Below are 25,342 nucleotides of genomic sequence, written 5' to 3' on the forward strand. Positions count from 1 at the left end.
GGCCCGCCCGCTGCTCGACGAGGCCCGGCGCGCGTTCGGCGGGCAGCCCGGGCGGTGGGGGGCGGTCGCCGCGGTCGGCGTGGCGCTGGCCAGGCTGCCCGCGCCGCTGCGGCGGCTGGCGGGCCTGGTGGAGGGGATCGGGCGGCGGGGGTGAGGTCAGTCCGCGACCGGCCGCCAGAGCAGGCCGTAGGAGCGGTAGGGCTCCAGGTCCTCGAAGACGTGCCGCACCTCGCCGGAGGCGTCCGGTCGGACGGTCTCGCGCGGCAGGGTCGGGTCGTCCGCCTCGGTGGCGAGGTCGCCGTTGACCACCCAGACCGCCGTCGGCGGGCGGTCGAACTTCACGTGCAGGGTGAACGTGTCGCACGGGTAGGTCGGGGTGCACACGTACAGCGGGGACATCTGCGGGACGGCCACGCGGAACTCGAACTCGTGCTCGGCCCCCTCGTCCAGCGGCTCGGGCGGGCGCAGGATGAACACGGCGCGGTTGCGGCCGTGCAGCCGGGGGGAGAGCACGTCGCCGCCGGAGACGGCGCGGATGCCCACCGTGGCCAGGTCGAGCGGCCCCTCCGCGGTGCCGGTGGGCGGCAGCACGGTCACCGAGTGCTCGATCTCGCTGAGGCCGTCGAGGTGGCTGACGATCCGCCGGGTCTCGGTCACCTCCACCCCCGAACCGTCGAGCACCAGGCTGGTCCGCAGCGCCACGGTGTGCCACGGCGGCCCGGGTCGCCGCCGCGGCCCGCCTGCCGCCTGTTCCTCCGCGGCGCACTCGGCGAGGTAGTAGATGGCGTTGTTGCTGCGGCGCTGGATCGTGCGGGTGTCGCGCTCGAACCGCTGCTCCAGCGCCCGGAGCCGCTCGGTGTAGCGCAGGCCGGGTTCGCTGTCGAACCCGAGCGCCACCCTGGCGATCGCGCGGTGCGGCTCCGGGAGCCGGTTGACCAGCTTGACCAGGGTGTTGTGGATACGCTCCCTGGCGGTCCACTGCGGGTCGGTGTCCTGGACCCCGCAGACCTGGCGCAGCAAGGGTCCGATGGTCTCCGGCAGCTTGGGGTCGTTCACCCCGAAGCCGCGGCGCAGGAGCTTCAGCTCGTCCCCCAGCGCCTTGGTCCGGTCGGGTCGGCTGTTCCCGGGTTCGCGCACGCGGCCACCTCTGGTCGGCAGACTTCGGACGTGCAGTGTACCGAGCGCCCTCGGCCGGCCAGAAGATTCGCCGATGGGTTTCCCGAGTTTCCCAGAATGGGAAACAGCACCGGTGGAGTCGGTTTCCCGGACACCGCCGCGACAGTCAACGTGAAACGCCTTCTTTTCCTCTCGACGCGACCTGACGATTGCCACACCAGTCGATTGGTCACCACCCCCCGCGGAATCGGCGCCCCCCGCGAAGGCGCCCGGGCACCGCGGTCGTCGAGAGGACAAGACCATGCACACCCACGTGATCATCCCCCTGCTGGACCTGCTGGCCACGCTCATCGGCTAGTCCCGGCGCCCGGTCCCCGGCCTCCCGGCCGGGGACCGGGCGGCGGACCGTCCCGTGCCCCGGAGAGGTTGGAAGATGACGGATTTCGGTTCCGAGTTACGACGCAGGCGCGAGTCCGCGGGCATGTCGCTGACCTCGCTGGCCGAGGCCATCCATTTCACCAAGGGTTATCTGAGCAAGATCGAGAACGGCCGGTCCCGGCCGACCCCGGCGCTGGCGCGGGCGTGCGACCGCGAACTCGGGGCGCGGGGTGAATTGTCGACCCTGATCTCCGAACCGGTCGACGGGGCGCGGTGGACCGGGCTGCCCGCGCCGCTCGCCCCGACCCGGCACTTCGTCGGGCGGGCGGCCGAGCTGTCCACCCTGGCCGCCGTGCTGGGCAGGCAGGACACCGTGCGGGTCTGCGTGATCAGCGGGCTCGCGGGCGTCGGCAAGACCGCGCTGGCCGTGCTCGCCGCGCGCACCGCCGAGCCGGACTTCCCCGACGGGTGCCTCTACGCCGACCTGCGCGGGCACACCCCGGGCGCGGAGGAGGCGGGGCCGGGCGAGACCGCGCACCGGCTGCTGTCGCTGCTGGGGGTGGACGCCGACCGGGTGCCCGCCGACGCCGAGAGCCGGACCGGTCTGCTGCGCGGGGCGCTGCGCGGCAGGCGGGTCCTGCTGGTGCTGGACAACGCGCGCACCGCCGCCCAGGTGCGCCCGCTGCTCCCCGACGCGCCGGGGTGCCGGGTGCTGGTGACCAGCCGCGGCAGGCTGGCCGCGCTGGACGACGCCTGGCACCTGCCGCTGGGCGTGCTGGCGCGGTCGGAGGCGATCGGGCTGTTCCGCGCGGTGGCGGGCGAGGGCGGGCCCGCCGACGACCGGGCGGTGGCCCGGATCGTCGACCGCTGCGACCGGCTGCCGCTGGCCGTGCGGATCGCCGCGGCGCGGTTCGCCCGCGGCGGGTGGTCGGCGGCGCGCTTCCTCGACCGGCTGGACCGGGAGTCGTCGCGGCTGGCCGCCCTCGACGACGGCGAGCGCAGCGTCGCGGCGGCGTTCCTGGTCTCCCACGAGGGCTTGCCCGCCGAGCAGCGGCACCTGCTGGGCCTGCTGGCGCTGCACCCGGAGGGCACGATCACCACCGCCGCGGCCGAGGCGCTGGCCGGGGCCGCCGTCGGCGACCTCGACGCCACGATCGACCGGCTGCACGACACGCACCTGCTCACCCGCGCCGAGGACGGCGACCTGACCGTGCACGACCTGGTCCGCGCGTTCCTGCTGCGCCACGCGCCGCCCTCGGTCGAACCCGGGGAACAGCGGGCGGCCACCTCCCGGCTCGTCGACCACGCGCTGGGCACGCTGGTGGCGGCCGACGAACTCCTGGAACCGCACCGGTACCGCCCGCCCGTCGACGCGCCGCGGCCCCCGTCGGTGCCGTTCCTCGACGCCGATGGGGCGCTGGAGTGGCTGCGCCTGCACTGGCGGACCCTGGTCGGGGTGACCGCGTTGGCCGCGGGCGACCGGCGCTGCTGGCAGTTGGCGGTGGTGCTGCGCGCGTTCTTCTTCCGGGAGAAGCTGTTCGAGCCGTGGATCTCCACCCACCGGGTGGCCCTGGAGACCGCGCGCGCCGAGGACGACCAGGCCGCCACCGGGATGGTCCTGAACCACCTGGGCATGGCCCACGTCGAACTGGGCGAGCTGGACCTGGCGGTGGACTGCCACGAGCGGGCCGGGGCGGCCTTCGCCGCGGCGGGCGACCGGCGCGGCGAGGTCGACGCCCTGTCGAGCCTGGCCTGGGTGCGGCTCTACCAGGGCGACGCGGAGGCGGCGGTGCGCGACCTGGGGATCGCCCTCGGGGTGTACCGGCGGACCGGGCGCACCCGCAACGCGGTGATCGCGCTGCGCGGGCTGGCCCTGGCGCTGACCGCGCTGGACCGCTTCGACGAGGCCCGCGAGCACGCCGCGGAGGCCAGGGAGTCCGCCCAGCTCCCGGTGGACGCGGTCATGGGGCTGACCTGCCAGGCGTGGGTGTCCTACCGGGCCGGGGACCTGGCGGACGCGCGGCTGCGCTACACCGAGGCGGCGGACCTCGCCGAGCTGGCGGGCAGCCGGTACGAGCGGGCGCGGGCGCTGACCGGGCTGGGCAACACCGCCGCCCGGCAGGGCGATCCGCGCGGGGCGCGGGACCTGTGGGCCTTCGCCGACGAGTTGGGTGTGCCGGTGCACCCGGTGGTCGTCGGGGAGGGCCGCGCCAGGAGGGGTTTGAGCTTGGAAAACGACCCCCGACCTGCGGAACCCATTGCCGCCCAACATCAACAGCCTCCGATTACAGTAGACACTAAAGAGTGAACCCGCGAGTGGATGGTTAACCCGTAGCGACTAATGGCGATAAGCCCACCGTGACGATCCGTTCGTCATGACCGCGACGGGAACCGCCGCCGTCCAGCGTGGACACACCCAGGAGTTCCGGATGACCCACCACTCGACCAAGAAGCGCGCGCTCGTCACCGCCGCGATCGTCGCCGTGCTCGCGCTGGCGGGCGGTGTCGCCTACGCCTACTGGAGCTCGACCGGCACCGGCAGCGGATCGGCGACGACCGGGACCAGCTCCGCCTTCGTGGTGGCGAGTTCGACCGCCACCGGAGGCCCGCTGAGCCCGGGCGGACCGACGCAGACGGTGGCGTTCACCGTGACCAACCCGGGCACCGGGGCGCAGAACCTGGCGAACGTGGCGGTCACCGTGGCCAATGCCGACGGGTCCGCGTGGACCTCGGTGGCGGGCTGCTCGGCGGCGGACTACAGCGTCGGCACCCCGACCGTCACCTACGGCGAGGTCGAGCCCGCCGGGGTCCGCAACGGCACGGTGACCATCACCATGAACAACCTGCCGTCCAACCAGGACGGCTGCAAGAACGCCACCGTCCCGCTCCGCTTCGTCGCAAGCTGACCAGTCGAGTGGGGAAGGGTGCCCGGATGCGCAGGCTCCCGGTCGCGGTCGGGTTCCTGACCGCACTGGCGGCGGGGCTGCTGGTGGCCGCGCCCCCGGCGTCGGCGCACTGGTCCGCGACCGGCAGCGCCACGGCCGCGGGCAGCACGGCCACCCTCGCCCCGCCGACCGCGGTCACCGCCCGCCTCACCGGCCCCGCCGCGGTCGCGGTGTCGTGGGCGGCCTCGACGGGCACCCCGAGCCCCACCGGCTACCTCGTCACCCGCACCACCGGCACCACCACCGCGGCGGCCTGCGGCAGCGGTGCGACCGCGCCGGTCACCGGCACCTCGTGCACCGACACCGCCGTCCCCGCGGGCACCCACACCTACCGCGTCGTCGCGCTCCACCGCTCCTGGACGGCCACCAGCGCCCCGAGCGGGCCGGTGGTGGTGTCCACCGCGACCAGGCTCGCCTTCACCACCCAACCGTCCACTGTGGCGTCAACGGCGTCGATCACCCCGTCCCCGAGGGTGACCGTGCAGACGTCGACCGGGGTGGCCGTGCCGGTGGCGGGCACGCCGGTCACCATCGCCCTCGGCGCGAACCCGAACGGCGGCACGCTGTCCGGCACCACGACGGCGACCACCGACTCCGGCGGTGTGGCCACCTTCCCCGGGCTGTCGATCGACAAGGCGGCCACCGGCTACGCGCTGCTCGCCACCAGCGCGGGCCTCACCCAGGCGACCAGCTCGGCGTTCACCGTCACGGCGGGCCCGGCGGCGAAGCTGGCCTTCACGACCTCCCCCGGCACGTCCTTCGCGGGCAGGCCGTTCCACGACCAACCCGTGGTGCAGGTGCAGGACGCGGGCGGCAACCCGGTGACCACCGCCGCGGTCACGGTGTCGCAGGCCCTGACCACCCCGGCGGGCGCCACCCTGGCCTGCGCCCCCAAGGCCGCGGTGGCGGGCGTGGCGACGTTCACCGCCTGCTCGGTCGACACCGTGGGCACGTACACGCTGACCGCCACCGCTCCCGGCCTCACCCCGGCGGTGAGCACCCCGTTCACCACCGTGGCCGCCCCGACGCGGCTGGCGTGGAGCGAGCCGTCGACGACGGTGTGCACGGGCAGCGGGGGCACCCGGTTCGCCCTCACCTACACCCGCTGCCTGTTCCTGCTCAGCGCGGGCACCTTCACCGCCAGGATCACCCTCACCGACAGCAGCGGGACCCCGGTGGTCAACCACGGCCCCGACGTGGTGGTCACCCTGACCACCACGACCGGCAGCACGAACCCGACCACCCTCACCATCCCGCACGGCGCCGAGGTGTCGAGCGCGTCGACTACCTTCAGCCCCTTCTACCTGCTGAACACCACATCCGTCCTCACCGCCGCGTCGCCCGGACTGACCTCCGCGACCGCGGCGCTCCAGTCGATCTGAGGTGCGGCCATGACCTGCGCGGTCCCGCTGGCCACCACCGGCGCCCCGGTGGCGCTGCTGCTCGCCCTCGGCGCCTCGGCGATCGCGGTGGGGGTCCTGCTCATCGCGACAACCCGCGGCCGGGTGGCGCTGGTCGCCCTGCCCCTGCTGCTGCTCGGGCTGGTGGCGACCGACAACCGGCAGGCGGTCGCCACCGACTGCGCGCTGACGATCACCCAGACGTCGACCAACACCGGTCTGGCGCCCGGCATCCCTCCCGGGGCGATCACCGCCGAGATCACCAACCACGCCCGGGAGAGCACGGTGGTGGTCGCGGTCACGGTGCGCATCTCCGCCGTGACCAAGTCCCCCACCGCCCGCCCCGGCCCGTGCGACGCGAGCGACTACGTGCTGGTCGCACCGAGGATGCCGATCGGGAAGGTGTTGGCACCGGGCGAAACCGTGCCGTTCTCCGGCGCCTCGGTCGGCTTCCGCGACAAGCCGACCGACCAGGACGCCTGCCAGGGCGCCCACGTGGACCTCCGCTACACCAGCGAGTAGGTCCCAGGCCATGTCCTCGAAGCCCGGGGTTTTGTCGGTGGTGCCCGAGTGGGTGGATCATGGTTGGCCGTGGTGAGGTGACGGCCAAGGCGTGGGCGGTGATCGGACCGTTGTTGTCCCGCCCGGATCGGCGCCAAGGCGGAGGCGCGGTCGGCGACCGGGTGCGAGGACCTGGCAGCCGCGCCGCGTGTGATGTCGCGTGCGGCGGCAGGCTGTGCGGTGTCGATGGTCATCGGGGCAGCACCGCCTGGCTGGCCATGGCGGCCGACATCGTGGTGAGCGCGCGGAGTACGGTGCCGATCCCGGCGCGGGTGTGCGGGGTGCGTCCGGCGGCGATGCGGTGGAACTGGGCGTTGTGGATGGCGAGTTGGAGGTATCCGTCCAGTGGCCGGTAGCCGATCGGTCGCGGACCCCGGGGGAGGAGGGGTTCTAGTTCTCCGGCGAAGATGCGGGCCGGGTAGTCGGGGACGAACGCCATGGGCCGGGCGATGCCGATCACGTCGACCGCGCCGCTGCGGACGAGGTGTTCCATGGTGTCGCGGGTGCGCAGGCCCCCGGTGAGCATGAGCGGCACCCGGGTCCGTTCGCGGACCTTCGCGGCGTAGTCGGCGAAGTAGGCTTCGCGGCCGGTGTGGTGGACGCCTTCCATGGCGGGTTCGGCGTAGTTGCCGCCGGTGATCTCCAGCAGGTCGATCCCGGCGTCGGCCAGTGCGGTGGCGACGTCGAGGGATTCGGCCGTGGTGAGACCGCCGTGCTGGAAGTCCGCGGAGTTGAGTTTGACCGAGATCGGTGTGTGCGGGCCGACGGCGGCGCGCACGGCGGCCACGGTGTCGAGCAGGGCGCGGCGGCGGCCCGCGGCGTCGCGGCCGTAGTGGTCGTCGCGGGTGTTGGCCAGTGGCGACAGGAACTGGGAGAGCAGGTAGCCGTGGGCGGCGTGGATCTGCACGCCGTCGAAGCCCGCGGCGACGGCGAGTTCGGCGGTCCGGGCGTAGGAGCGGATCAGTGCCTGGATCCGGGTCGCCGTGAGTTCGCGGGGTTTGCGCAGGTTGTAGCCCGGGACGGGTTCGCGGGTGGCGGAGGGTGCGACGGGGCGGCGGGTGAACGGGACGGTGGCGACCCGGCCGGGGTGGTTGATCTGCATCCACACCGCTGCACCACCGGCGTGGACGGTGTCGGCCCAGGTCGTGAACTCGGCAGGCGCGCGGTCGTCATCCAGGATGGCGTTGCGCGGCTCGACCAGCCCATCGCGGTTGATCATGACGTTGCCGGTGATGAGCAGGCCCGCGCCCGAGCGGGCCCAGGTGGCGTACAGGCGGTGGAGTCGATCGGTGGGCCTGCCGTCGCGGGCGGCGAGTTGTTCGCTCATCCCCGCTTTGGCGATGCGGTTGGCCAGTACGGCGCCGCAGGGCAGTGTGAACTGGTCGGACAGGTTCGTGGTCATGTCAGAGCACTCTCGGTCGTAGGCGGGTCGCGGTGAACAGCGGCGTCAACGGCCGCAGCGGGACGGGTGGGGGTCCGGCGGAGAGGTCGACGCGGTGCAGTCGCGCCTGGATCACCCGGCCGAGGCCCATCTGGTCGAGCGGGTCGCGTTCGGAGCCGCCCAGGCGCAGTTCGAAGCCGGTGACCTCGCGGACCTCGATCGGGTGCTCGGCGGGGGTGAACGCGACGATCCGGGGCAGTGCAGGCCCGATCAGGCCCTGGACGTTGCGGTGCGGGCGGCCGAGGATGGGCGGCGGCTCAGTGATGTGCTCGCCCAGTGTGCCGCCCATGGTGATCAGTGTGCTGCCGCGGCGGCGGGCCTCGGCGTGGATGGTGTCGCCGTCGAGGTGCCAGTCGATTTCGCCGAGCTTCTTCGGGTAGCCGAGCAGTTCGCGGCCGAGGATGAGCGCGACGTCGTCGTCGAGGATCATCCACGGGCAGTGGATGCCGGTCTTGCGACCCGCCTTGACGTGCACGAACAGTCCTGCTTCGTGGTAGACCGAGCCGTAGTTGCAGTCGGGGAAGAACGCGGTGAACACCTCGGCCCCGGCGGGTTCGGCGAGCCGGATTCCCGGCGGTAGCCACGGGGTCATCCCGGCGGGGTCGACCTCGACGGTGGCGGCGAAATAGTGCGCGTCGCGGTACAGGGTGCGGCGTGGGTGGGCCAGGGTCAGCGCGCGGCGCAGGTCCGAGATGAGGCCGCGGCCCTGGGTGCGGGCATCGGGTTCCCAGTCGCTCATGTCACCCTCCGGTACACGGCGCGCAGCAGGGCCGCGCTGATCCAGCGCGGGCTGTACAGGCCGCCCAGCGTCTGGACCTTGGCGAACAGGCCGGGCACGACCCGCCGCCTGTCCTCGGCCAGGCCCGCCACCGCCTGCCGGGCAACGGTCTCGGCGGACACCCACAGCGCTCCGGGCACCAGTCGGTCCACCGCGGGCACCTCGGCGACCCGGGTGAATTCCGTCTGCACCGGTCCGGGCGCGAGCAGCGTGCAGGAGACCCCGGTACCGGCCAGTTCCGCCCGCAAGGACTCGGCGAAGGTGTTTGCGAACGCCTTCGACGCGGCGTAGGTGGTGTTGTTCGGGCCCGGCTGGTTGCCCGCGGTGGATCCGGTGATCAGGATGGCGCCCGCCTTGCGCGCCAGCATGCCGGGCAACACCGCCAGGGTCAGCTCGTGCACGGCGACCACATCCAGCTCCACCTGCGACCGCTCCCGTTTCGGGTCCAAGGTGGACAGCAGGCCGTAGGTGGCGAAGCCCGCGTTGTTGCACAGCACCGCGATGTCGCGGGCGGCCAGTTCCCCGGCCAGCTTCGCCCGGGCGTCCCGGTCGCCCAGGTCGCACGGGTACGCCTCGGCCTCGACCCGGTGCGTGGTGCTCAGCCGGGTGGCCAGCTCCCGCAGCCGGTCCTGCCTGCGGGCCACCAGGACCAGCGAGTACCCGCGTGCGGCCAGTTGCTCGGCGAGGGCGGCGCCAATGCCGGAGGAGGCGCCGGTGACCACGGCGCGGTTGCGCGGTGTCGGTGGGGGCAGGCTCATGCGGGCAACTCCTCGATCTTCCCAACCGTGACGTGCCTGCCGTGGGTGGATGTGGTGGCGGGCAGCGGCCGCGCGGCGCAGCAGGCGCCCCAGGCGGCCAGACCGCCACCGAGCAGCCGGGCCCGCCGGACGTGGCCGCGCAAGGCGCGGCGCGCCGATCTGATCCGGCCGAGGATCTCCGCCGAGCCTGCCAGGATCGAACTCCGCGCCCGGAAGCGGCGGCCGAGCAGGTCGGACAACGGGACCGGGAACAGCCGTTGCGCCGCGACGGCTTCAGCCAGGAAGTCCGAACCGATGGAGATGATCTTCCCGGCGCCGGAGCGCGGGGCGACCAGGCCCCAGATGTAGAGGTTGGCGTACCGGGGCACGAGGGTGTGCTCGACCAGCAGCGGCTGGCCGTTCTCCCAGACGAACATCGACTCGTCCAGGAACGGGAACCGGGTGCGGAAACCGGTGGCCCACACGATGGTGTCGTACCGGCCGCTCGTGCCGTCCACGAAGTGGACCGTGGCGCCGTCGAACCGGGCGATCTCCCTGCGCGGCCGGACCCTGCCGTGCAGCAGCGCGTACATCAGCGAGGAGTTCACCGTGACGTCCTTGGCGAACAGCGGGTGGTTCGGCTCGGGAAGGCCGTAGCGCTCGTAGCGACCGCAAGAAAGCAGCAACAGCAGCCGGAACCCCAAGCGCTGCACCGGCATCGGCAGCCACACTCGATCCCAATCCGATGCGGGAATCCCGAAGATCGTCTTGGGGATGAACCAGTACCCCGAACGCATCGACATGTCCGCGGAACCGAACGTGGCCGCGGCCTCCACGGCGAGGTCGCTGGCCGAGTTGCCGCCGCCGACGACCAGCACCCGCCCGCCGTCGCCGAGGTCGGCGGGGTGCGTGTAGTCCTTGGAATGCAGTTGTCTCCCGGTGAACACACCCGGATAGGCGGGGGTGTTGCGCTCCCGGTAATGCCCGTTGGCCACCACGACCCCGGCGTAGTCACGCTGTTCACCGGTGGACAGCGTGACCCGCCAGCCCGCTGACCCGCTGCGGTCGAGCGGCCGGACCTCGGTGATCTCCGTGTCGAACTCGATGTGCTCGCGCAACCGGAAGTGGTCGACGTAGTCGTTGAGGTAGGCCAGCATCTGCGCCCGACTCGGGAACGTCGGGTAGTGCGCGGGCATCGGGTACTCGATGTACTGCGTCGAGCGCTTCGAGCTGATCAGGTGCGTCGAGTCGTACACCCCGTGCGCCCAGTTCCCGCCGACCTCGCCGGTCGCCTCGAACTGGTCGTACGGGACGCCTGCCTGTTTCAGTGCCCTGGCCAGCCCGTTGCCCGCATAGCCCGCGCCGATGACGCAGAAGCGTCTTGTTGTGCTGTCATCCATCGCTGCCTCCCAGAGCTATTGCTACGCGACTGTAGCTACAGGCATGTAGCTTTTCAAGGGTAGGATCGCGTGCATGACATCGACCGCAGCGCCCGGCAAGCGCCCCTACGCGCCGCGCATGGCGCCGGACCAGCGACGGGAGCAACTGCTCGACACCGCGCTGGAGATCATCAACACCGCGGGTGTGGCCGCCGTGTCCGTCGACGCCGTCGCCAGAGCGGCGGGTGTGACCCGCCCTGTCGTCTACGGCCAGTTCAGCGACGCCAACCACATCCTGCGCGACCTGCTGCGACGCGAAGGCGACCGCGCGCTCGCCCAGGTCACCGCCACCCTGCCCGCCGACCTCACCGACGCCGACCCGGTCGACACCTTCACCCGCGTCGCCAGCGGGTTCTTCACCGCCGTGGTCACCAACCCCCAGCGCTGGCGCTCCATCCTGCTGCCCGTCGACGGGATGCCGCCCCCGGTTCGCACGTACAAACAACAAGCCGAAGCCGCCATCCGCGCCCGATTCGCCGAGGTCACCCGCTGGTTCCTCCGCGACCACCCCGACGCCGAGGCGATCGACGTCGACCTGCTCGCCCACCTGCTGCTCACCGCCATGCAAGAAGGCGGGAGGCTCGTCCTCAACGACCCCGAGACCCACCCACCCGACCGCCTCACCGCCATGGCCCGGTTCCTGGTGGAAGCCTTCTTCCACCGCATCCGCTGAAACGGCCGCACGCGGCTCACCGGGCCGAAGGGCAACGCGCTGAGAGCGTTGACCGGCGGGCGGGGGTCGGCGCTCGTGACTCGTCGGCGTTCGAATCGGCAGTCCGAGGTGGAGGAGCCCACGCCCGATCCATCACCGCACCCCGACCAACCACGATCCACGAATGGCAGACCAGCAGATCAACGGCTCACAGGACGCTCCCTAGTCGCAGACGAGGGTCGAGGTCGAGCGGAAGCGGGCGGTGCCGCGTTCCTGCTGGCGGCGGACGACCCACTCGCCGGGGGCGATGCCGGTGCCGCCGTGTTCGGGGTGGACGAGGTGGACCGGTGCGGTGTTGCGGATGAGCGCGATGGCCAGGCCCAGGGGTTCACGGACGTCGGGGGTCCACTCGCAGGTGCCCTGGTCGGCGGTGAGGGTGTGCGGGTTGGCACCGTTGGCGCCGCGGACGAGTTCCACGCCCGCGCGGGGGACGGGGGACCACCGGGCCCAGGGGTTCTCGGTGACGACCGGGACCAGGGCGCGGGGGATGACGATGAGGTCGCCCTGGGCTTGCAGGCCGTCGATGACGGGGATGGCGACCTGGAGTTCCAGGTGGTCGAGGACGGTCAGGCCGGTGCGGTCGAGCAACTGTGCGAGTTCCACGGTGATCACCTCTAGGTTCGTCGGAGGAGCTGGGCGTACTGGGGACCGGTGAGGCCGTAGGACCAGGCGGCGGCCTCGACCGGGTCGTCCAGCCAGGGCGGGACGCGCAGGCCGTAGCGGCGGCGGGTGCCGTCGCGCTCGACCGAGCCGTTGACGGCCAGCAGGAGGCGCGACGGGCGGTCCCAGCGGGGCAGGTCGTAGAGGAGCAGTTCGCAGCCGGGATTGCCGGGGTCGGGTGCGCGGCCGACGACGGTCGTGCCCGCGTCGTCGAGGTAGGCCTCCCAGCCGATGTTCTCGATGGCGCAGCGGCGGACCTCGATGTTGGGTTCGGCGCTGATCCGCTCGGCGGTGGGGTCCTCGATCACCCAGGCGGGCACCCGGGTCCCCCGCCAGGCGTGCACCGACCACCCGTCGGGGTAGCGCAGGGCGGGGCCGTCCGCGCGGTGCAGCCGCCAGTCCTCGGTGTGCACGGATTCGGGCCGCTCGGCCACGACGCAGACGCCCTCGCGCGGCCACCACCACCCGCAGGAGCGGGCGAGGGTGGTCCACAGGGCGAGGAAGTGCTCGTCGCGCGGGGACCGGCGGGTGCCCAGCAGCCGCGCGCAGGCGTCGTGCCAGCCGACCCAGTCCGCGTCGTGCTGCCCGTACCAGCGCACCGCCGACCGGCCCGCCGCGGCGGCCACCACCGCCACCACACCCTCGCGGACGACCCGGCGCAGCTCGCCGTGCACCATGTTGTCCACAAAGGATTGCGCGGTGGCCGGGCAGGCGGTGCGCTCACCGGGGTCCCCCGGCAGGCCCCACGGCCGCAGGTCCCGTTCGAGCCTGTCGCGAACCCGCGCGGTCCGGGTGGCGAACTCGACCGCGACTCGATCACCCGCCGCCGAACCGATGTCCGCGCGGACCGCGGCGGGGGAACCCACCCACTCGAACGCGGGCGGCGGTCTGCCGATGGTGGCGTAGAACTCGGAGATGACCGCCTCGGCGGTGGACCGGTCCGCGGGCTCCGTGGCGAAGGCGTACTCCAGCCACTCCCGGCGGACTTGCTCGATCCGGGGAACCAGCTCCGAAACCCGGTAACCCCCGGCACGCGGCCTGCGCCGCGCCCGGCGACTCAAGAGATCAGGGCGCACGCGCCCTTTCGACTCGACATGCGGCAATGGTGGCAGCAGGCGCCGGTCGCGCGCAAGTGGTCGTCGCACCGACTCGCCGCGACGCCTGGTCCACCGCCCCACCAACCGCCCGCCACCACGCAGATCCCGAGCTTCGCGCAGGACACGGCTCAGCGGCAGACCACAGTGTCCGGGGTGATCTCCTCCAGCGAAGCCACCCCGGACAACCCCATGGTCAGGTCGAACTCCGCCAGCACGTTGCGCACCACGTCCGCCACTCCCCCGCTGCCACCCACGGCGAGCCCGTAGATGTGCGGGCGCCCCAGGGTCACCGCGTTGGCGCCCAGGGCCAGCGCCTTGAACACGTCCGCCCCGGTGCGGATACCGCTGTCGAGCAGCACCGGGTACTCCGCCCCGATCGCCTTGCGCACAGCCACCAGCGCATCCAGGGACGCGGTGGCGCCATCGACCTGCCGACCACCGTGGTTGGACACCATGACGGCGTCCACACCGAGGTCGACGGCGGTGCGCGCGTCGTCCGGGTGCAGGATTCCTTTGAGGACGATGGGCAGCTTCGTGCGCTCGCGCAGACCTGCGATGTGGTCCCAGTTGAGCGCCGGGTTGGAGTAGACGTCGAGGAACGTCTCCACGGCCGCGCGCGGGACCGGGGAGCGGAGGTTGTCCAGGAAGCGGCCGGGGTGCTCGCGGGAGATGGACAGCAGGGTGCGCACGGCGGCGGGGGTGATCTTCACGTCGCGGGCCGGGCCGCCGGTGCGGGCGCGGACCAGCTCGCGGAAGCGGGGGTCCGAGGTGTACTGGGCGATGCCGATGCCCTGGAAGAACGGGAGGCTGCCCAGGTTGAGGTCCTGCGGGCGCCAGCCGAGCATGGTGGTGTCGAGGGTGACCACCACCGCGCCCGCCCCGATCGCCGCCGCCCGCGCCAGGAAGCTGTCGACCAGTTCCTCGTCGCGGCTCCAGTAGAGCTGGAACCAGCGCGGGGCGTCGCCCATGGCGGCGGCGGTGCGCTCCATGGGGCTGCTGCCCTGGCAGGAGAAGATGTACGGCACCCCCGCCTCGGCCGCGCCCCGCCCGATCAGCACGTCCGCGTCCCGGGCCACCAGGCCCGCCGCCCCGACGGGGGCCAGCAGCAGCGGGGCGGCGAGGTGGGTGCCGAGCAGGGTGGTGGACGTGTCCCGCTCGGCGACGTCGCGCAGCATGCGGGGGACGATCTCGTACCGGTCCAGGGCCGCCCGGTTCGCGGCCATGGTCGCGCCCTCCCCCGCCCCGCCCTCGACGTAGGCCCACGCCTTGCGCGAGCAGCGGCGCCGAGCGGCCGCCCGCAGCGCGGCGGCGTCGGTGGGGACGCGGGGTCGGGTGCCGGACACACCGGCCCGGTAGATCGCCTCTTGCCGAGCCCGACCCGATTCGACCATGCCGCCACTCCTCACGCTCGCTACCCACCGGTAGCCTACGAGACACCCCCACCCCCGGCACCACCACGCGGCCCGGCCATCGGCCATCACCCGATGGGGCAGCGCAGCGGGGCGGCGGCAAAGCAACAGGGTGGGCGGCAGCGCAGCGCGGCAGAACGGGGTGGCGGCCACCGGCGGGCAGCGCGGCGGCAGCACGGCGCGAGCGGCGGCGGGGCGCGGCGTGGAGAAGTACGGCGGTGCGGCGGTCCGGGTGCAGCACAGCGGGGCAATGCGGGGCGGAGGCAATGCGGGGCGGCGCGGCGAGACAGCGAGGCGGCTGCGACGCGAGGCACGGCAGGGTGGGCACGGAGAGACAGCGAAAACGCGCGGCGGCAGGGCAGGGGTGGGGGCAGTGCGGGGCAAGGGGTGACGGCGGGGCGGGCACACGTCGGTCAGCGCCGGATCCAGCACCCACCACGCACACCCGCGCACACCCGCCCGAGCAATCCGCGCCGGGCGGGCGGTGCCGGGCGGGGCGCGGCCCCAGCGCTGATCCGCCCGCACCGCCCGCCCGCGCTCAACCGGTACCGGCCACCGGGTTCCGCGTGGTAGCGCGGAACCTTCCGCCCGCCGCACCTCAGGCCCGGCAGCCGCTCACGGTTGGTCGAGGCCGAGGTGCTCGCGCAGCGTGGCGCCCGTGTACTCGGCCCGGAAGACCCCGCGTTCCTGCAGGAGTGGGACGACGGTGTCGGCGAACTCGTCGAGGCCGCCGGGGGTCACGTGCGGGACCAGGATGAAGCCGTCGCTAGCGTCGGCCTGGACCAGGTCGTTGATGCGGGTGGCGATCGTCTCCGCGGAGCCGATGAAGTTCTGGCGGCCGGTGACCTCGATGATCAGTTCGCGGCTGGTGAGGCCCTTGGCCTCGGCCAGGGCCCGCCACTCGTGCGCGGTGGCCACCGGGTCCCGGTGCATCCGGACGCTGGCCCGGCCCTTGGCCACCGTGTTCTCCCCCACGACCGGGTCGAAGGCGGGCAGTGGGCCGTCCGGGTCGTGGGTGCTGAGGTCGGTGTTCCACAGCTGTTCCAGGAACTTGATGGCCGTGGCCGGGCTGACCTGCTGCTTGCGCACGACGTCGGCCTTCTCCGCGGCGTCGGCGTCGGTGTCGCCGAGGACGAAGGTGGCCGCCGGGAGGACCTTGAGCTGGTGGTCCTGCCTGCCGTACTTGGCCAGCCTGCCCTTGACGTCGGCGTAGAATGCCTGGCCCGCCTCCAGGGTGCCGTGCCTGCTGAAGATGGCGTCGGCGGTGGCGGCGGCGAATTCGCGGCCCTCGTCGGAGTCGCCCGCCTGGAGGATGACCGGGCGGCCCTGGGGGCTGCGCGGGACGGTGAACCGGCCGGAGATGTCGAAGTGCTCGCTGCGGTGGGCGAACGCGCCCGCGGCCGGGTCGCTGAGGAAGGTGCCGGTGTCCTTGTCGGCCACCACCTCGTCGCCCTTCCACGAGTCGAACAGTTCCCAGGTGGTGCGCAGGAACGTTTCGGCTCGGGAGTAGCGCTGCTCCTGGGGGAGGAATCCGCCGCGGCGGAAGTTCTCGCCGGTGAAGGCGTCCCACGACGTGACGACGTTCCACGCGGCCCGGCCCGCCGACAGGTGGTCGAGGGAGGCGAACTGGCGGGCCACCTCGTAGGGCTCGTTGAAGGTGGAGTTGATCGTGCCCGCCAGGCCCAGCCTGTCGGTGACCGCGGCGAGGGCGGCCAGCACGGTGAAGGTGTCCGGGCGGCCCACCACGTCGAGGTCGTAGATCTGGCCGCCCTGTTCACGCAGGCGCAGGCCCTCGGCGAGGAAGAACAGGTCGAACTTGGCCCGCTCGGCGGTCTGCGCCAGGTGGACGAAGGAGCGGAAGTCGATGTGGCTGCCCGCCGCCGGGTCGCTCCACACGGTGGTGTTGTTGACCCCGGGGAAGTGCGCGGCGAGGTGGATCTGCTTGCGGGGCTTGCCTTCCGGCGAGACGGTCACCGGTCCTCCTCAGGCGGTCGCGTAGCGGTTGGCGGGGCGCGGCAGGCCGAGCAGCCCGCGCAGGGTGTCGGCCTCGTAGCCGGAGCGGAACGCGCCGCGGGCGCGCAGTTCGGGCACCAGGCCGCGGGTGATGGCGGTCAGGTCGTCGGGGACGGCGCCGGGGCGCAGGCGGAAGCCGGTGAGGCCCGCGGCGTGCCAGTCCAGCAGCAGGTCGGCCAGTTCGGCGGGGGTGCCGGTGAACACGTGCGCGTCGGAGGCGTAGGCCTTGCCCGCGGTCTCGTCGAGCCGGGCGAGCCGGTCGGCGGCGGCGCCGGGCTTGTCGTCGAGGAACACCACCAGGTCGGCGAACACGTGCGGCAGGCCGTCGAGGCGGGTGGCGATCCGCTCGGCGTCGGTGCGGTCGGTCGGGGTGACGTAGGCCAGGTCGGTGGACTTCGCGGCGAACTCGTACGGGATCTCGGCGTGCGCCAGGGCGGTGACCAGCGGCTGGCCCTGCGGCGGCCGAGGTGTGATGGACGGGCCTTTGACCGAGAACTTGGGACCCTCGAAGTCGATGTAGTGCAGCTTCTCCCGGTCGACGAACCGGCCGGTGGCCGCGTCGCGGATCTCCGCGTCGTCCTCCCAGCTGTCCCACAGCCTGCGCACGACCTCGACGTAGTCGGCGGCCTCGGCGAACAGCGAGTCGCGGTCCTCCTCGGGGTCGCGGCGGCCGAAGTGCGGGTACTCGTGCGGGCGTCCCACCCGGACCCGCACCCCGGCGCGGCCAGTGCTGACGTAGTCCAGGGTGGCGATGGCCTTGGAGATGTGGAACGGCTCGGTGTGCGTGGTGACCACCGTGGGCACCAGACCGATGCCCGCGGTGAGCGGGGCGACCCTGGCGGCGATGAGCACGGCGTCGAGCCGCCCGCGCACCCGGTCGGTGGCCTCCGGGGACCCGCCGCGCTGCAACGCGAGGGTGTCCTCGAAGGTGACGAAGTCCAGGGCGGCCGACTGCGCCTCGCGGACCAGGTCGGTCCAGTAGCGGGCGGAGAACAGCTCGTCCGGCCGGGCCCGCGGCTCGCGCCAGGCGGCCGGGTGCCAGCCCGCGCCGTCGAGCGCGACGGCGAGGTGGGGTCCGGGGGCAGGGGTCGTCATGCGGGATCTCCTTCCGGTCCGTCCTGGCCGATTGTGCGCCGGTGCGGGCGCCGGGCGCCCCGGCAGCCAGGTGGTGGGACGGTTGCGCGGATCGGGAATAACCTCAGCTCGCGGTGACCCGCGTGCCGGGGATGGCGGCGAGCAGGTCGCGGGTGTAGTCGGCGCTCGGGTCGGTGAGCACCGCGTCGGTGGGGCCGGACTCGACCAGCCGACCGCGCCGCATCACCGCGACCTCGTCGGCGACCTGCCGGACCACGGCCAGGTCGTGGGTGATGAACAGGTAGGTCAGCCCGTGCTCGGCTTGCAGGCGCACGAGCAGCCGGAGGATCTGCGCCTGCACGGACACGTCCAGCGCGGACACCGGTTCGTCGAGCACCACCAGGTCGGGGTTGAGCGCGAGCGCACGGGCGATCGCCACCCGCTGCCGCTGCCCGCCGGACAGCTCGACCGGCCTGCGGCGCAGTGCCGACGCGGGCAGCGCCACCTGTTCCAGCAGCTCGGCGGCCCGCTCGCGCCTGCTCGCCCGGTCGCCGACGCCGAACGCGCGCAGCGGCTCGGCGACGGTGTCGCCGACGGTCATCCTCGGGTTCAGCGAGGCGTACGGGTTCTGGTAGACGAGCTGGAACCGGCGGCGCAGCGCGCGCAGCCGCTCCCCGCGCGCGGCGGTGATGTCCTCCCCGTCGAAGGTGACCGTGCCCGCGTCCGGGGTTTCCAGGCCGACGGCCATCCGGGCGGTGGTGGTCTTGCCGGAGCCGGACTCGCCGACCAGTGCCAGCGTGCGGCCCCTGGTCAGGGTGAAGGACACGTCGTCCACGGCGGTGGTGCCGTCGAAGGAGCGGCGCAGGCCGGTCACCGCGAGCAGCACCTCCGGCCCCGCTGGGAGGCGCGGGCGCAGCGGTTCCCCGGCCAGGGCGGGGGCGGCGGCGAGCAGGTCGCGGGTGTAGGCGTGGGCGGGGGCGCCCAGGATCTCGCGGGTGGGTCCCTGCTCGACCACGGTGCCCTCCGACATCACCGCGATGTGCGAGGCGCGGTCTGCGGCCACGCCCAGGTCGTGGGTGATGAGCAGCACCGCGGTGCCGGATTCGGCAGCCAGTCCCTGCAGGTGGTCGAGGATGCCGCGCTGCACGGTGACGTCGAGGGCGCTGGTGGGTTCGTCGGCGATGATCAGCCGCGGTTCCCCGGCCAGGGCGATGGCGATGAGCACCCGCTGGCGCAGGCCGCCGGAGAGCTGGTGCGGGTACTGCCGGGCGCGCTGCCCCGGCCGGTCGACCCCCGCGCGGCCCAGCAGCTCCACGGCTTCTGCGGCGAGCCGGGCCCGGGGGGCGAGGCGGTGGATGCGCAGCACCTCGGCCACCTGCTCGCCGACGCGGCGCACCGGGTCCAGGGAGACGGTGGGGTCCTGCGGGACGAGGGCGATGCCGGTGCCGCGCACCGACCGCCACCCCTTCTCCGACAGCCCGGTGAGGTCGCGGCCGTCGAAGGTGATGCCGCCCGCCTCGACCCGCCCGCCCGCGGGCAGCAGCCCGATCGCGGCGTGCGCGGTGGTGGACTTGCCCGAGCCGGACTCGCCGACCACGGCCACGATCTGTCCGGTGTGGACAGTCAGGTCCACCCCGCGCACCGCCCGCACCGGCCCGGTGCGGGTCCGGTAGGTCACGTCCAGCCCCTCGATGCGCAGCAACCCGGCGGTCAACCCGGTCATCGTCCACTCCGTTCGCCGTCGAGGGCCCGGCCGAGCCGGTTGGTGGCCAGCACCACCGCGGCGACGGTGAGGCCGGGGAAGGTCGTCATCCACCACGCGGTGGCCAGGAAGCCGCGCCCGCCGGCGACCAGCGCGCCCCACTCCGGGGTGGGCGGGGTGGCGCCGAAGCCGAGGAAGCTCAGCGCGGACACCTCCAGCACCGCGGTGCCGAAGGTGAGCGTGGCCAGCACCAGGACCGGTCCGAGGGCGTTGGGCAGCACGTGCCTGCCCAGCACCCCGCTCCAGCGGACCCCGCTGGCCCGGGCAGCCTCGACGAACACCCCGGACCGCACGCGCAGCACCTCCGCGCGCATCAGCCGGGCGAACGCGGCCAGGTTCGACACCCCGACGGCGATGGCCACGTTGGTCGTGCCGAAGCCCAGGGCGGTCACCAGCGCGAGCGAGAGCAGGATCGCCGGGACCGCCTGCACCACGTCGACCACGCGCATGACCACCGAGTCCAGCCAGCCGCCGCGGAACCCGGCGAGCAGCCCCAGCGCCGCCCCCGACACCAGCGCCACCAGCACGGCGATCACCGTGGCCCGCAGCGACAGCGCCGCCCCGTGCACGACCCTGGCGAACACGTCGCGGCCGGTCTCGTCGGTGCCGAACAGGTGCGACGGCGACGGCCCCCGCAACCGCTCGGCGGGCACCCCGGCGATGGGGTCCTGGCCGGTGAACACCGCGGGCGCCACCGCGGCCAGCAGCACCAGCGCGATCACCGCACCCGAGAGCACCAGCCCGGGCCTGCGCAGCAGGTGCAGCCCGGTGTTCCGGACGGACAGCTCAGACATCGGCGGTCACCTTCCCGGTGCGGGCGGCGGGCGCGGCAAGGCGGGGGTCGAGCAGCGGGTAGAGCAGGTCGACGGCCAGGTTGACCGCCACGAAGAAGAACGCGGCCAGCACGATCACCGCCTGCACGACCGGGATGTCCTGCGCGGTCACCGCCGCCGCGGTCACCCGGCCGACGCCGTCGCGGGCGAACACGGTCTCGGTGACCACCGACCCGGCGAGCAGGTTGCCCGCCACCACCCCGACCAGCGTCAGCGCGGGCAGCGCGGCGTTGCGCAGCGCGTGTCCGAAGTGGACCCGACCGCGACTCGCGCCCTTGGCCAGCACGACCTCCACGTACGGCTCGGCGAGCTGCGTGCGCAGGCTCTTGGCCAGCACCTGCCCGATGATCGCGCCGGTCGGCAGGGCCAGCGTGACCGCCGGGAGGACAAGCGAGGCGAACCCGGTGGACCCGAGGGCGGGCACCAGGCGGAGCTGGAACGAGAAGACCTGGATGAGCACCAGCCCGACCCAGAACGACGGCAGCGAGATGCCCAGCGGCGGCAGCGACAGCAGGAGCTGCCCGAGCCAGCGCTGCCGGGTGTAGGTGCCCAGCACGGCCACACCGCCGCCGAAGGCGACCGCCAGCACCAGCGCCAGGCCGGTCACCGCCAGGGTCGACGGCAGCGCGGACAGCACCATGTGGGTGGCGTCGTCGCCGGTGCTGACCGAGGTGCCGAAGTCGCCGCGCAGCGCCGCCAGCAAGCGCTTGCCGTACTGCACCGGCAGCGGGTCGTCCAGGCCGTAGGCGGCCCTGGCGGCGGCGACCTCGGCGTCGGAGGCGGTCACCCCGCCCTCGGCGGAGCCGAGCTTGGTCAGCACGGCGTCGCCGGGGAGCAGGTAGAGCACGACGAACGACAGGGTGAACGCCGCCCACAGCACCACGACGGCCTGGGCCAGGCGGCGCGGCACGCTCGTGCGGCTCACGAGCCCGACACCCAGGCGTCGAAGAGCCTCAGCCGCGAGGACGCCTCGAACTCGATGCCGTGCGCGGTCGGCCCCACCCCGAGGACCTGGGTCAGCTCGAACACCGGGATGACGTAGGCCTGCTCCACGATCAGCCGCTGGGCCCGCTCGGCGGCGGGGCCGCGGGTGGCCGGGTCGACCGTGGCGGCCTGCTGGTCCAGCGCCTCGTCCAGCGGGCCGGGGGTGAGCCTGCTGCGGTTGGACGACTTGGTGGAGTAGAGCTGGCGCAGGATGTCCGGGTCGGCGCGGGTGGTGTTGAACCAGAGGAAGTCGTAGTTCCCGGACTGCTGGATGGCCGTCGTCTCAGCGGTGGTGTGCAGCTCGATGCGCAGGTCGAAGCCGATCTTGCGGAGTTGCTGCTGGATCAGCTCCAGGGCGCTCTGGTTCTGGTTGAAGACCGCGGAGAACACCACGCTCGCGGTCAACCGCTGCCCGTCCTTGACCCGGATGCTGTCCGGACCCGGCTGCCACCCGGCGGAGTCGAGCAGCGCCTGAGCACCCTGCTGGTCGAAGGCCAGTTCCTTCGACAGGTCCGTGTGCAGCGGGGTGGTGGAGCCGAGGACGCTGGTGGCGGCCTTGTAGTTGGCCGACAGGACGGTCGAGGTCACCTCGGGGCGGTTGATGCCCTTGGACACGGCCTGGCGCACCTTCGCGTCGGTGAGCACGCCGCGGGTGGTGTTGGCGGTGAGGTTGAACACGATGCCCGGGTTCGGCCGCACCGGCTCGGTGAACCCATTGCCCGCGAACTGCGGCTCGTCGACCGGCTGCACGTCGGTGATCGCGTCGAGCTGGCCGGAGGCCAGGCTGCCGGTGCGCACCCCGGGCTCGGGGACCACCCGGTAGGAGACCTTGTCCAGGTACGCCTCGCCGGTGTGCCCCCACAGCGGGGAGCCCCAGGCGTAGCCGGGGCGCCTGGCCAGCACGACCTCCCGGTTGGGCTGGAAGCTCTCGAAGACGAACGGGCCGGAGCCGACCAGCCCGGTGCCCTGGCAGCGCTGCTCGGCGGTCTTCGCGTAGGCGGCGGGCGCCAGCACGCCGAGCGACATGGTGGAGCTGGCCTGGAGGAACTGCGCGCTCGGGGCGGAGAACTCGATCTTCACCGTGGCCGGGTCGAGCACGGTCGAGCCCCGGTAGGCGGCCAGGTACCCGGCGCCGAGCAGGGACTTCGGGCCCAGCGCCTTGATGCCGTCGAAGCTGGTCTTGACCGCGGCGGCGTCGACCGGGGTGCCGTCGGAGAAGGTGGCGCCGGAGCGCAGGTGGAAGGTGAACGCGGTCGAGTCGGGTGAGACCTCCCACTTCTCGGCCAGCCAGGGGGTGATCTCGCCGGTCTCGGGGTTCTGGTCGGTCAGCGAGTCGACGAGTTGGCGGCCGACGTTGAGCGCGGCGTTCGTGCCGACCTGCTGCGGGTCGAGGCAGTCGGGGTTGGAGGAGATGCCCAGCCGCAGGGTGCCGCCGGGGCGCGGCGGCCCGGCGTCGGCGCCGGTCGCGGCGGTCCCCTGGGCGCCGCAGGCCGAGAGCAGGAGTGCCGCGCCGAGCAGGGTGGCGGTCCGGGTGGTTCGAGGTCTCGCGTGGCCGGTCACGGCAGGCCTCCAGGAGCGGGGAAAGGGGCGTTTTCCCGCACGCTAACCGCGGTAAGAGCAGGTCCGTGGCCCTTCTCACCCTGCGGTCGCCCTTGACTGGGACGCCGTCGCCCACCATCCGGGAGCGTGGACAACCGCCGCCGGGAAGGGCATCCTGGACAGCGGCAGACCCCGTCCGAGTGTTCGCTGTGGACGGTCAACGGCGATGAGGGAGGACGCGGTGCAGTCTCCGAGCCCGGTGGCGTCGACGCGGATGCGGGAGGTGCTCGGCCACTTCGCCACCGGCATCGTGGTGATCACCGCCACCGGACCCGCGGGCCCGGTGGGCTTCACCTGCCAGTCGTTCGCCTCGCTGTCGCTGGACCCGCCGCTGGTCAGCTTCTCCCCCGCCCGCACCTCCAGCACCTGGCCGGTGATCAGGGCGATCGGCCGGTTCGGGATCAACGTGCTCGCCGAGGACCAGGAGCCGGTGTCGGCGGCGTTCGCCCGCAGCGGCACCGACAAGTTCGCGGGCATCGCCTGGCGGCCCAGCGCCAACGGCGCCCCCGTCCTCGACGGGGTGTGCGCCTGGCTCGACTGCACGCTGTGGAACGAGTACGACGGCGGCGACCACACGATCGCGCTCGGTCACGTGCACGACCTCGCCGCCGACCCGTCGCGGTCACCGCTGCTCTACCACCGCGGGTCCTACGGCATCGGCTGAGGCGTGGTGAACGCCGCGTCCTCGCCCCTGGCGATGCGCAGCGCCTCGGCCACCCGCCCGCGCAGCCGTCGGTCCACGGCCCGCTGCGCCAGCCCCCGGATCGGCAGCACGGCCCGCGCCCACCCCGGGGCGACGATGGTGCGGCTGCGCTTGGCGATGCCCTCCTCCAGCGCGTCGATCCCCCTGCTCAGCGGAGCGGGCTTGGTGATCGAGCCGCCGGTGGCCGCCCGCGCGGCCTCGGTGCCGAAGCCCCGGCTGGTCATGTCGGTGTCGAGCTCGGCGAAGTAGGCGACCCCGACCCGGGCCCCGCTCGGGCGCAGTTCGGCCCGGAGGGTGTTGCCGAGCGCCTCCACCGCGGCCTTGGAGGCGCTGTAGGCGCCCAGGAGCGGCAGGTGCACGGCCGCGGCCAGGGAGGAGATGAGCACGGCGTAGCCGCCGGGGTGGGCGATGTGCGGGCCCGCGGCGCGCAGCGCGTAGTAGGTGCCCAGGACGTTGACCTGGAGGGTCCGCTCCATGGCGGCGGGGTCGCCGCCGATCAGCGGGAGCTGCTTGGCGATCCCGGCGTTGGCCACCACGACGTCGAGGCCGCCCAGCTCGCCGACCAGGTCCTCGACCGCGCGGTCGACCTGTTCCCGGTCGGCCACGTCGCAGGGGCGCCAGGGGGCGGCGCAGGACGCCGCGACCTGCTCCAGCAGCTCGGGTTCGAGGCCCGCGAGGGCGACCCGGGCGCCGGAGCCGGTCAGGCGGGTGGCGAGGGCGGCGCCGATGCCGCGGGCGGCACCGGTGATGAGGACGCGCATCCGTCGAGCTTAGTTAGCGAACGTCGATGTTCGCAAACATCGTTTCCCCGAGCCGGGGATCTTGGACGAGGCACCGGTGCCGGAAAAGCACCACGGGGTTGTCCTGCCCGCCTCGTACGCTGCCCGCGTGTGGGGTCGCCGGTCGAACGTCGATGACGAGGTGCGCGGCAGGGCGGGAGCCCTGCCCGACCTGGGCGCGTCCGCGTGGCTGGGGTTCGACGCCGACGTCCGGGCGATCCGGTTCCCCGCCGCCTGGAGCGCGGGGCTGCGCAGCCGCCTCGCCGACGGCACCGCCACCCCGCAGGACGTGCTGCTGGCCGCCTGCCACCGCGACGGGCACCTCCGCGAGGCCGCCCTGCGGATCAGTGCCGACCCCAGGATCGCGGCGCTGCGCAGCGGCGACTGGGTTCCGCAGGTGCGCGACCTGGCCCGCGAGCGCTGCGCGGCGGCGCTGCCGGACGCCCTGCCCGCGGTGGTCGGGTTCGCCAGGGCGATGCGCGGCCGGGCGCACGGCGGATGGCTCGCCGACGCGGTGACGGCGGCGCTGACCACCGCCGCCCCCGAGGTGCTGGCCGCCGCCAGGGCCGTCGAGGACCAGAAGGCGCGGCGGATGGTCTTCGCCGTCACCGCCGCCGCGCTGACCCTGCCGGAACTGCTGCACCTCGCCCGCACCGACCGGGACCGGGAGGTCCGCCTGATCTGCGGGTCGGCGGCGCTGCGCGCGGCCAGGGCGGCGGGCGACCCCGGCGCGGTCCACCCGCTGCTCACCGCCCGCACCTCGGCGTTGCGCGCGGACGCCGTGCACACCCTGGCCCTGGCCGGTGACCCGCGGCCCGCCGCGGCGGCGCTGACCGACCGGACCGCCGTCGTCCGCGCCACCGCCCAGGCCGCCCTGCGCCGCGCGGGCGAGGACCCCGCCGCCCACTACCGGCGGGTCGAC

Annotated in this window: 21 protein-coding genes and 1 pseudogene; 7 read left to right on the forward strand and 15 right to left on the reverse strand. The window is 73.6% G+C overall.

What is annotated here, in order from left to right; translation table 11 throughout:
• Positions 1-156: 156 nt before the first annotated feature.
• Entirely contained in the window at positions 157-1,137 is a 981-nt protein-coding gene (locus tag L6E12_RS04265; protein WP_236226555.1) for a hypothetical protein, read from the reverse strand.
• Positions 1,138-1,549: 412 nt separating this feature from the next.
• Between L6E12_RS04265 and L6E12_RS04270 the strand changes: the two genes are divergently transcribed.
• The 4 genes from L6E12_RS04270 (at position 1,550) to L6E12_RS04285 (ending at position 6,361) form a co-directional block, all read left to right on the forward strand.
• A complete protein-coding gene (locus tag L6E12_RS04270; protein WP_236226556.1) occupies positions 1,550-3,802 on the forward strand; it encodes a helix-turn-helix domain-containing protein in 2,253 nt (750 codons plus the stop codon).
• 67 nt (positions 3,803-3,869) lie between these two features.
• Positions 3,870-4,400: a hypothetical protein gene (locus L6E12_RS04275; protein ID WP_236226557.1), complete on the forward strand. Its 531-nt coding sequence runs from the start codon at positions 3,870-3,872 to the stop codon at positions 4,398-4,400.
• Positions 4,401-4,426: 26 nt separating this feature from the next.
• A complete protein-coding gene (locus tag L6E12_RS04280) occupies positions 4,427-5,821 on the forward strand; it encodes a hypothetical protein (protein ID WP_236226558.1) in 1,395 nt (464 codons plus the stop codon).
• A gap of 9 nt (positions 5,822-5,830) precedes the next feature.
• A complete protein-coding gene (locus L6E12_RS04285; protein WP_236226559.1) occupies positions 5,831-6,361 on the forward strand; it encodes a hypothetical protein in 531 nt (176 codons plus the stop codon).
• A gap of 229 nt (positions 6,362-6,590) precedes the next feature.
• Here the strand turns inward: L6E12_RS04285 and L6E12_RS04290 are convergent, their stop codons facing one another.
• The 4 genes from L6E12_RS04290 to L6E12_RS04305 are packed head-to-tail and all read right to left on the reverse strand — an operon-like array spanning position 6,591 to position 10,756.
• Positions 6,591-7,802, reverse strand: coding sequence for an enolase C-terminal domain-like protein (locus tag L6E12_RS04290; protein WP_236226560.1), 1,212 nt, complete (start codon positions 7,800-7,802; stop codon positions 6,591-6,593).
• A 1-nt stretch (position 7,803) separates the two neighbouring features.
• Complete coding sequence (locus L6E12_RS04295; protein ID WP_236226561.1) at positions 7,804-8,580, reverse strand: acetoacetate decarboxylase family protein; 777 nt, start codon at positions 8,578-8,580, stop codon at positions 7,804-7,806.
• Positions 8,577-9,377 (reverse strand): SDR family oxidoreductase, encoded by an 801-nt coding sequence (locus L6E12_RS04300; RefSeq protein ID WP_236226562.1) that lies wholly within the window; start codon positions 9,375-9,377, stop codon positions 8,577-8,579. Before L6E12_RS04300 ends, L6E12_RS04295 begins: the two co-directional genes overlap by 4 nt.
• Positions 9,374-10,756 carry an NAD(P)/FAD-dependent oxidoreductase gene (locus L6E12_RS04305; protein WP_236226563.1) on the reverse strand — a complete coding sequence of 461 codons (1,383 nt, stop codon included), beginning with the start codon at positions 10,754-10,756 and terminating at the stop codon, positions 9,374-9,376. The genes L6E12_RS04300 and L6E12_RS04305 overlap by 4 nt, the downstream gene beginning before the upstream one ends.
• Positions 10,757-10,829: 73 nt before the next feature.
• Here L6E12_RS04305 and L6E12_RS35000 point away from each other — a divergent pair, with 73 nt between their 5' ends.
• Positions 10,830-11,468, forward strand: coding sequence for a TetR/AcrR family transcriptional regulator (locus L6E12_RS35000; RefSeq protein WP_304523852.1), 639 nt, complete (start codon positions 10,830-10,832; stop codon positions 11,466-11,468).
• 201 nt (positions 11,469-11,669) lie between these two features.
• Here L6E12_RS35000 and L6E12_RS04315 read toward each other — a convergent pair whose 3' ends face one another.
• From L6E12_RS04315 to L6E12_RS04355, 9 genes are all read right to left on the reverse strand, one after another.
• Complete coding sequence (locus L6E12_RS04315) at positions 11,670-12,110, reverse strand: hypothetical protein (RefSeq protein ID WP_236226564.1); 441 nt, start codon at positions 12,108-12,110, stop codon at positions 11,670-11,672.
• A gap of 11 nt (positions 12,111-12,121) precedes the next feature.
• Positions 12,122-13,228, reverse strand: coding sequence for a DUF6745 domain-containing protein (locus L6E12_RS04320; protein WP_236226565.1), 1,107 nt, complete (start codon positions 13,226-13,228; stop codon positions 12,122-12,124).
• 164 nt (positions 13,229-13,392) lie between these two features.
• On the reverse strand, positions 13,393-14,655 hold the full coding sequence (locus L6E12_RS04325) for an alpha-hydroxy-acid oxidizing protein (protein WP_236226566.1): 1,263 nt from the start codon (positions 14,653-14,655) through the stop codon (positions 13,393-13,395).
• Positions 14,656-15,288: 633 nt separating this feature from the next.
• Entirely contained in the window at positions 15,289-16,647 is a 1,359-nt protein-coding gene (locus tag L6E12_RS04330) for an NtaA/DmoA family FMN-dependent monooxygenase (protein WP_236226567.1), read from the reverse strand.
• A 9-nt stretch (positions 16,648-16,656) separates the two neighbouring features.
• Complete coding sequence (locus L6E12_RS04335) at positions 16,657-17,781, reverse strand: LLM class flavin-dependent oxidoreductase (RefSeq protein ID WP_236226568.1); 1,125 nt, start codon at positions 17,779-17,781, stop codon at positions 16,657-16,659.
• A gap of 103 nt (positions 17,782-17,884) precedes the next feature.
• A complete protein-coding gene (locus L6E12_RS04340) occupies positions 17,885-19,483 on the reverse strand; it encodes an ABC transporter ATP-binding protein (RefSeq protein ID WP_236226569.1) in 1,599 nt (532 codons plus the stop codon).
• Positions 19,480-20,316: an ABC transporter permease gene (locus L6E12_RS04345; protein WP_236226570.1), complete on the reverse strand. Its 837-nt coding sequence runs from the start codon at positions 20,314-20,316 to the stop codon at positions 19,480-19,482. Before L6E12_RS04345 ends, L6E12_RS04340 begins: the two co-directional genes overlap by 4 nt.
• The gene (locus L6E12_RS04350) at positions 20,309-21,280 is read right to left on the reverse strand and encodes an ABC transporter permease (RefSeq protein WP_236226571.1); all 972 of its coding nucleotides are present in this window, start codon (positions 21,278-21,280) and stop codon (positions 20,309-20,311) included. Before L6E12_RS04350 ends, L6E12_RS04345 begins: the two co-directional genes overlap by 8 nt.
• The gene (locus L6E12_RS04355) at positions 21,277-22,899 is read right to left on the reverse strand and encodes an ABC transporter substrate-binding protein (RefSeq protein WP_236226572.1); all 1,623 of its coding nucleotides are present in this window, start codon (positions 22,897-22,899) and stop codon (positions 21,277-21,279) included. Before L6E12_RS04355 ends, L6E12_RS04350 begins: the two co-directional genes overlap by 4 nt.
• A gap of 220 nt (positions 22,900-23,119) precedes the next feature.
• Between L6E12_RS04355 and L6E12_RS04360 the strand changes: the two genes are divergently transcribed.
• Entirely contained in the window at positions 23,120-23,602 is a 483-nt protein-coding gene (locus L6E12_RS04360; protein WP_308074077.1) for a flavin reductase family protein, read from the forward strand.
• Here L6E12_RS04360 and L6E12_RS04365 read toward each other — a convergent pair.
• Positions 23,587-24,402: an SDR family NAD(P)-dependent oxidoreductase gene (locus tag L6E12_RS04365; RefSeq protein WP_236226574.1), complete on the reverse strand. Its 816-nt coding sequence runs from the start codon at positions 24,400-24,402 to the stop codon at positions 23,587-23,589. The genes L6E12_RS04360 and L6E12_RS04365 overlap by 16 nt on opposite strands.
• A gap of 127 nt (positions 24,403-24,529) precedes the next feature.
• Here L6E12_RS04365 and L6E12_RS04370 point away from each other — a divergent pair.
• Positions 24,530-25,342, forward strand: a pseudogene (locus tag L6E12_RS04370) (hypothetical protein); the annotation flags it as partial.

Source organism: Actinokineospora sp. PR83 (genome assembly GCF_021056305.1).
In the GTDB taxonomy this organism is placed as follows: domain Bacteria; phylum Actinomycetota; class Actinomycetes; order Mycobacteriales; family Pseudonocardiaceae; genus Actinokineospora; species Actinokineospora spheciospongiae.

Excerpts from the sequence above, each read along its gene's own strand:
- L6E12_RS04280 (WP_236226558.1), top strand. The coding sequence starts at position 4,427 with ATGCGCAGGCTCCCGGTCGCGGTCGGGTTCCTGACCGCACTGGCGGCG.
- L6E12_RS04340 (WP_236226569.1), bottom strand. The coding sequence starts at position 19,483 with ATGACCGGGTTGACCGCCGGGTTGCTGCGCATCGAGGGGCTGGACGTG.
- L6E12_RS04290 (WP_236226560.1), bottom strand. The coding sequence starts at position 7,802 with ATGACCACGAACCTGTCCGACCAGTTCACACTGCCCTGCGGCGCCGTA.
- L6E12_RS04365 (WP_236226574.1), bottom strand. The coding sequence starts at position 24,402 with ATGCGCGTCCTCATCACCGGTGCCGCCCGCGGCATCGGCGCCGCCCTC.
- L6E12_RS04285 (WP_236226559.1), top strand. The coding sequence starts at position 5,831 with ATGACCTGCGCGGTCCCGCTGGCCACCACCGGCGCCCCGGTGGCGCTG.
- L6E12_RS35000 (WP_304523852.1), top strand. The coding sequence starts at position 10,830 with ATGACATCGACCGCAGCGCCCGGCAAGCGCCCCTACGCGCCGCGCATG.
- L6E12_RS04300 (WP_236226562.1), bottom strand. The coding sequence starts at position 9,377 with ATGAGCCTGCCCCCACCGACACCGCGCAACCGCGCCGTGGTCACCGGC.
- L6E12_RS04295 (WP_236226561.1), bottom strand. The coding sequence starts at position 8,580 with ATGAGCGACTGGGAACCCGATGCCCGCACCCAGGGCCGCGGCCTCATC.
- L6E12_RS04275 (WP_236226557.1), top strand. The coding sequence starts at position 3,870 with ATGACCGCGACGGGAACCGCCGCCGTCCAGCGTGGACACACCCAGGAG.
- L6E12_RS04305 (WP_236226563.1), bottom strand. The coding sequence starts at position 10,756 with ATGGATGACAGCACAACAAGACGCTTCTGCGTCATCGGCGCGGGCTAT.
- L6E12_RS04325 (WP_236226566.1), bottom strand. The coding sequence starts at position 14,655 with ATGGTCGAATCGGGTCGGGCTCGGCAAGAGGCGATCTACCGGGCCGGT.
- L6E12_RS04345 (WP_236226570.1), bottom strand. The coding sequence starts at position 20,316 with ATGTCTGAGCTGTCCGTCCGGAACACCGGGCTGCACCTGCTGCGCAGG.
- L6E12_RS04270 (WP_236226556.1), top strand. The coding sequence starts at position 1,550 with ATGACGGATTTCGGTTCCGAGTTACGACGCAGGCGCGAGTCCGCGGGC.
- L6E12_RS04335 (WP_236226568.1), bottom strand. The coding sequence starts at position 17,781 with ATGACGACCCCTGCCCCCGGACCCCACCTCGCCGTCGCGCTCGACGGC.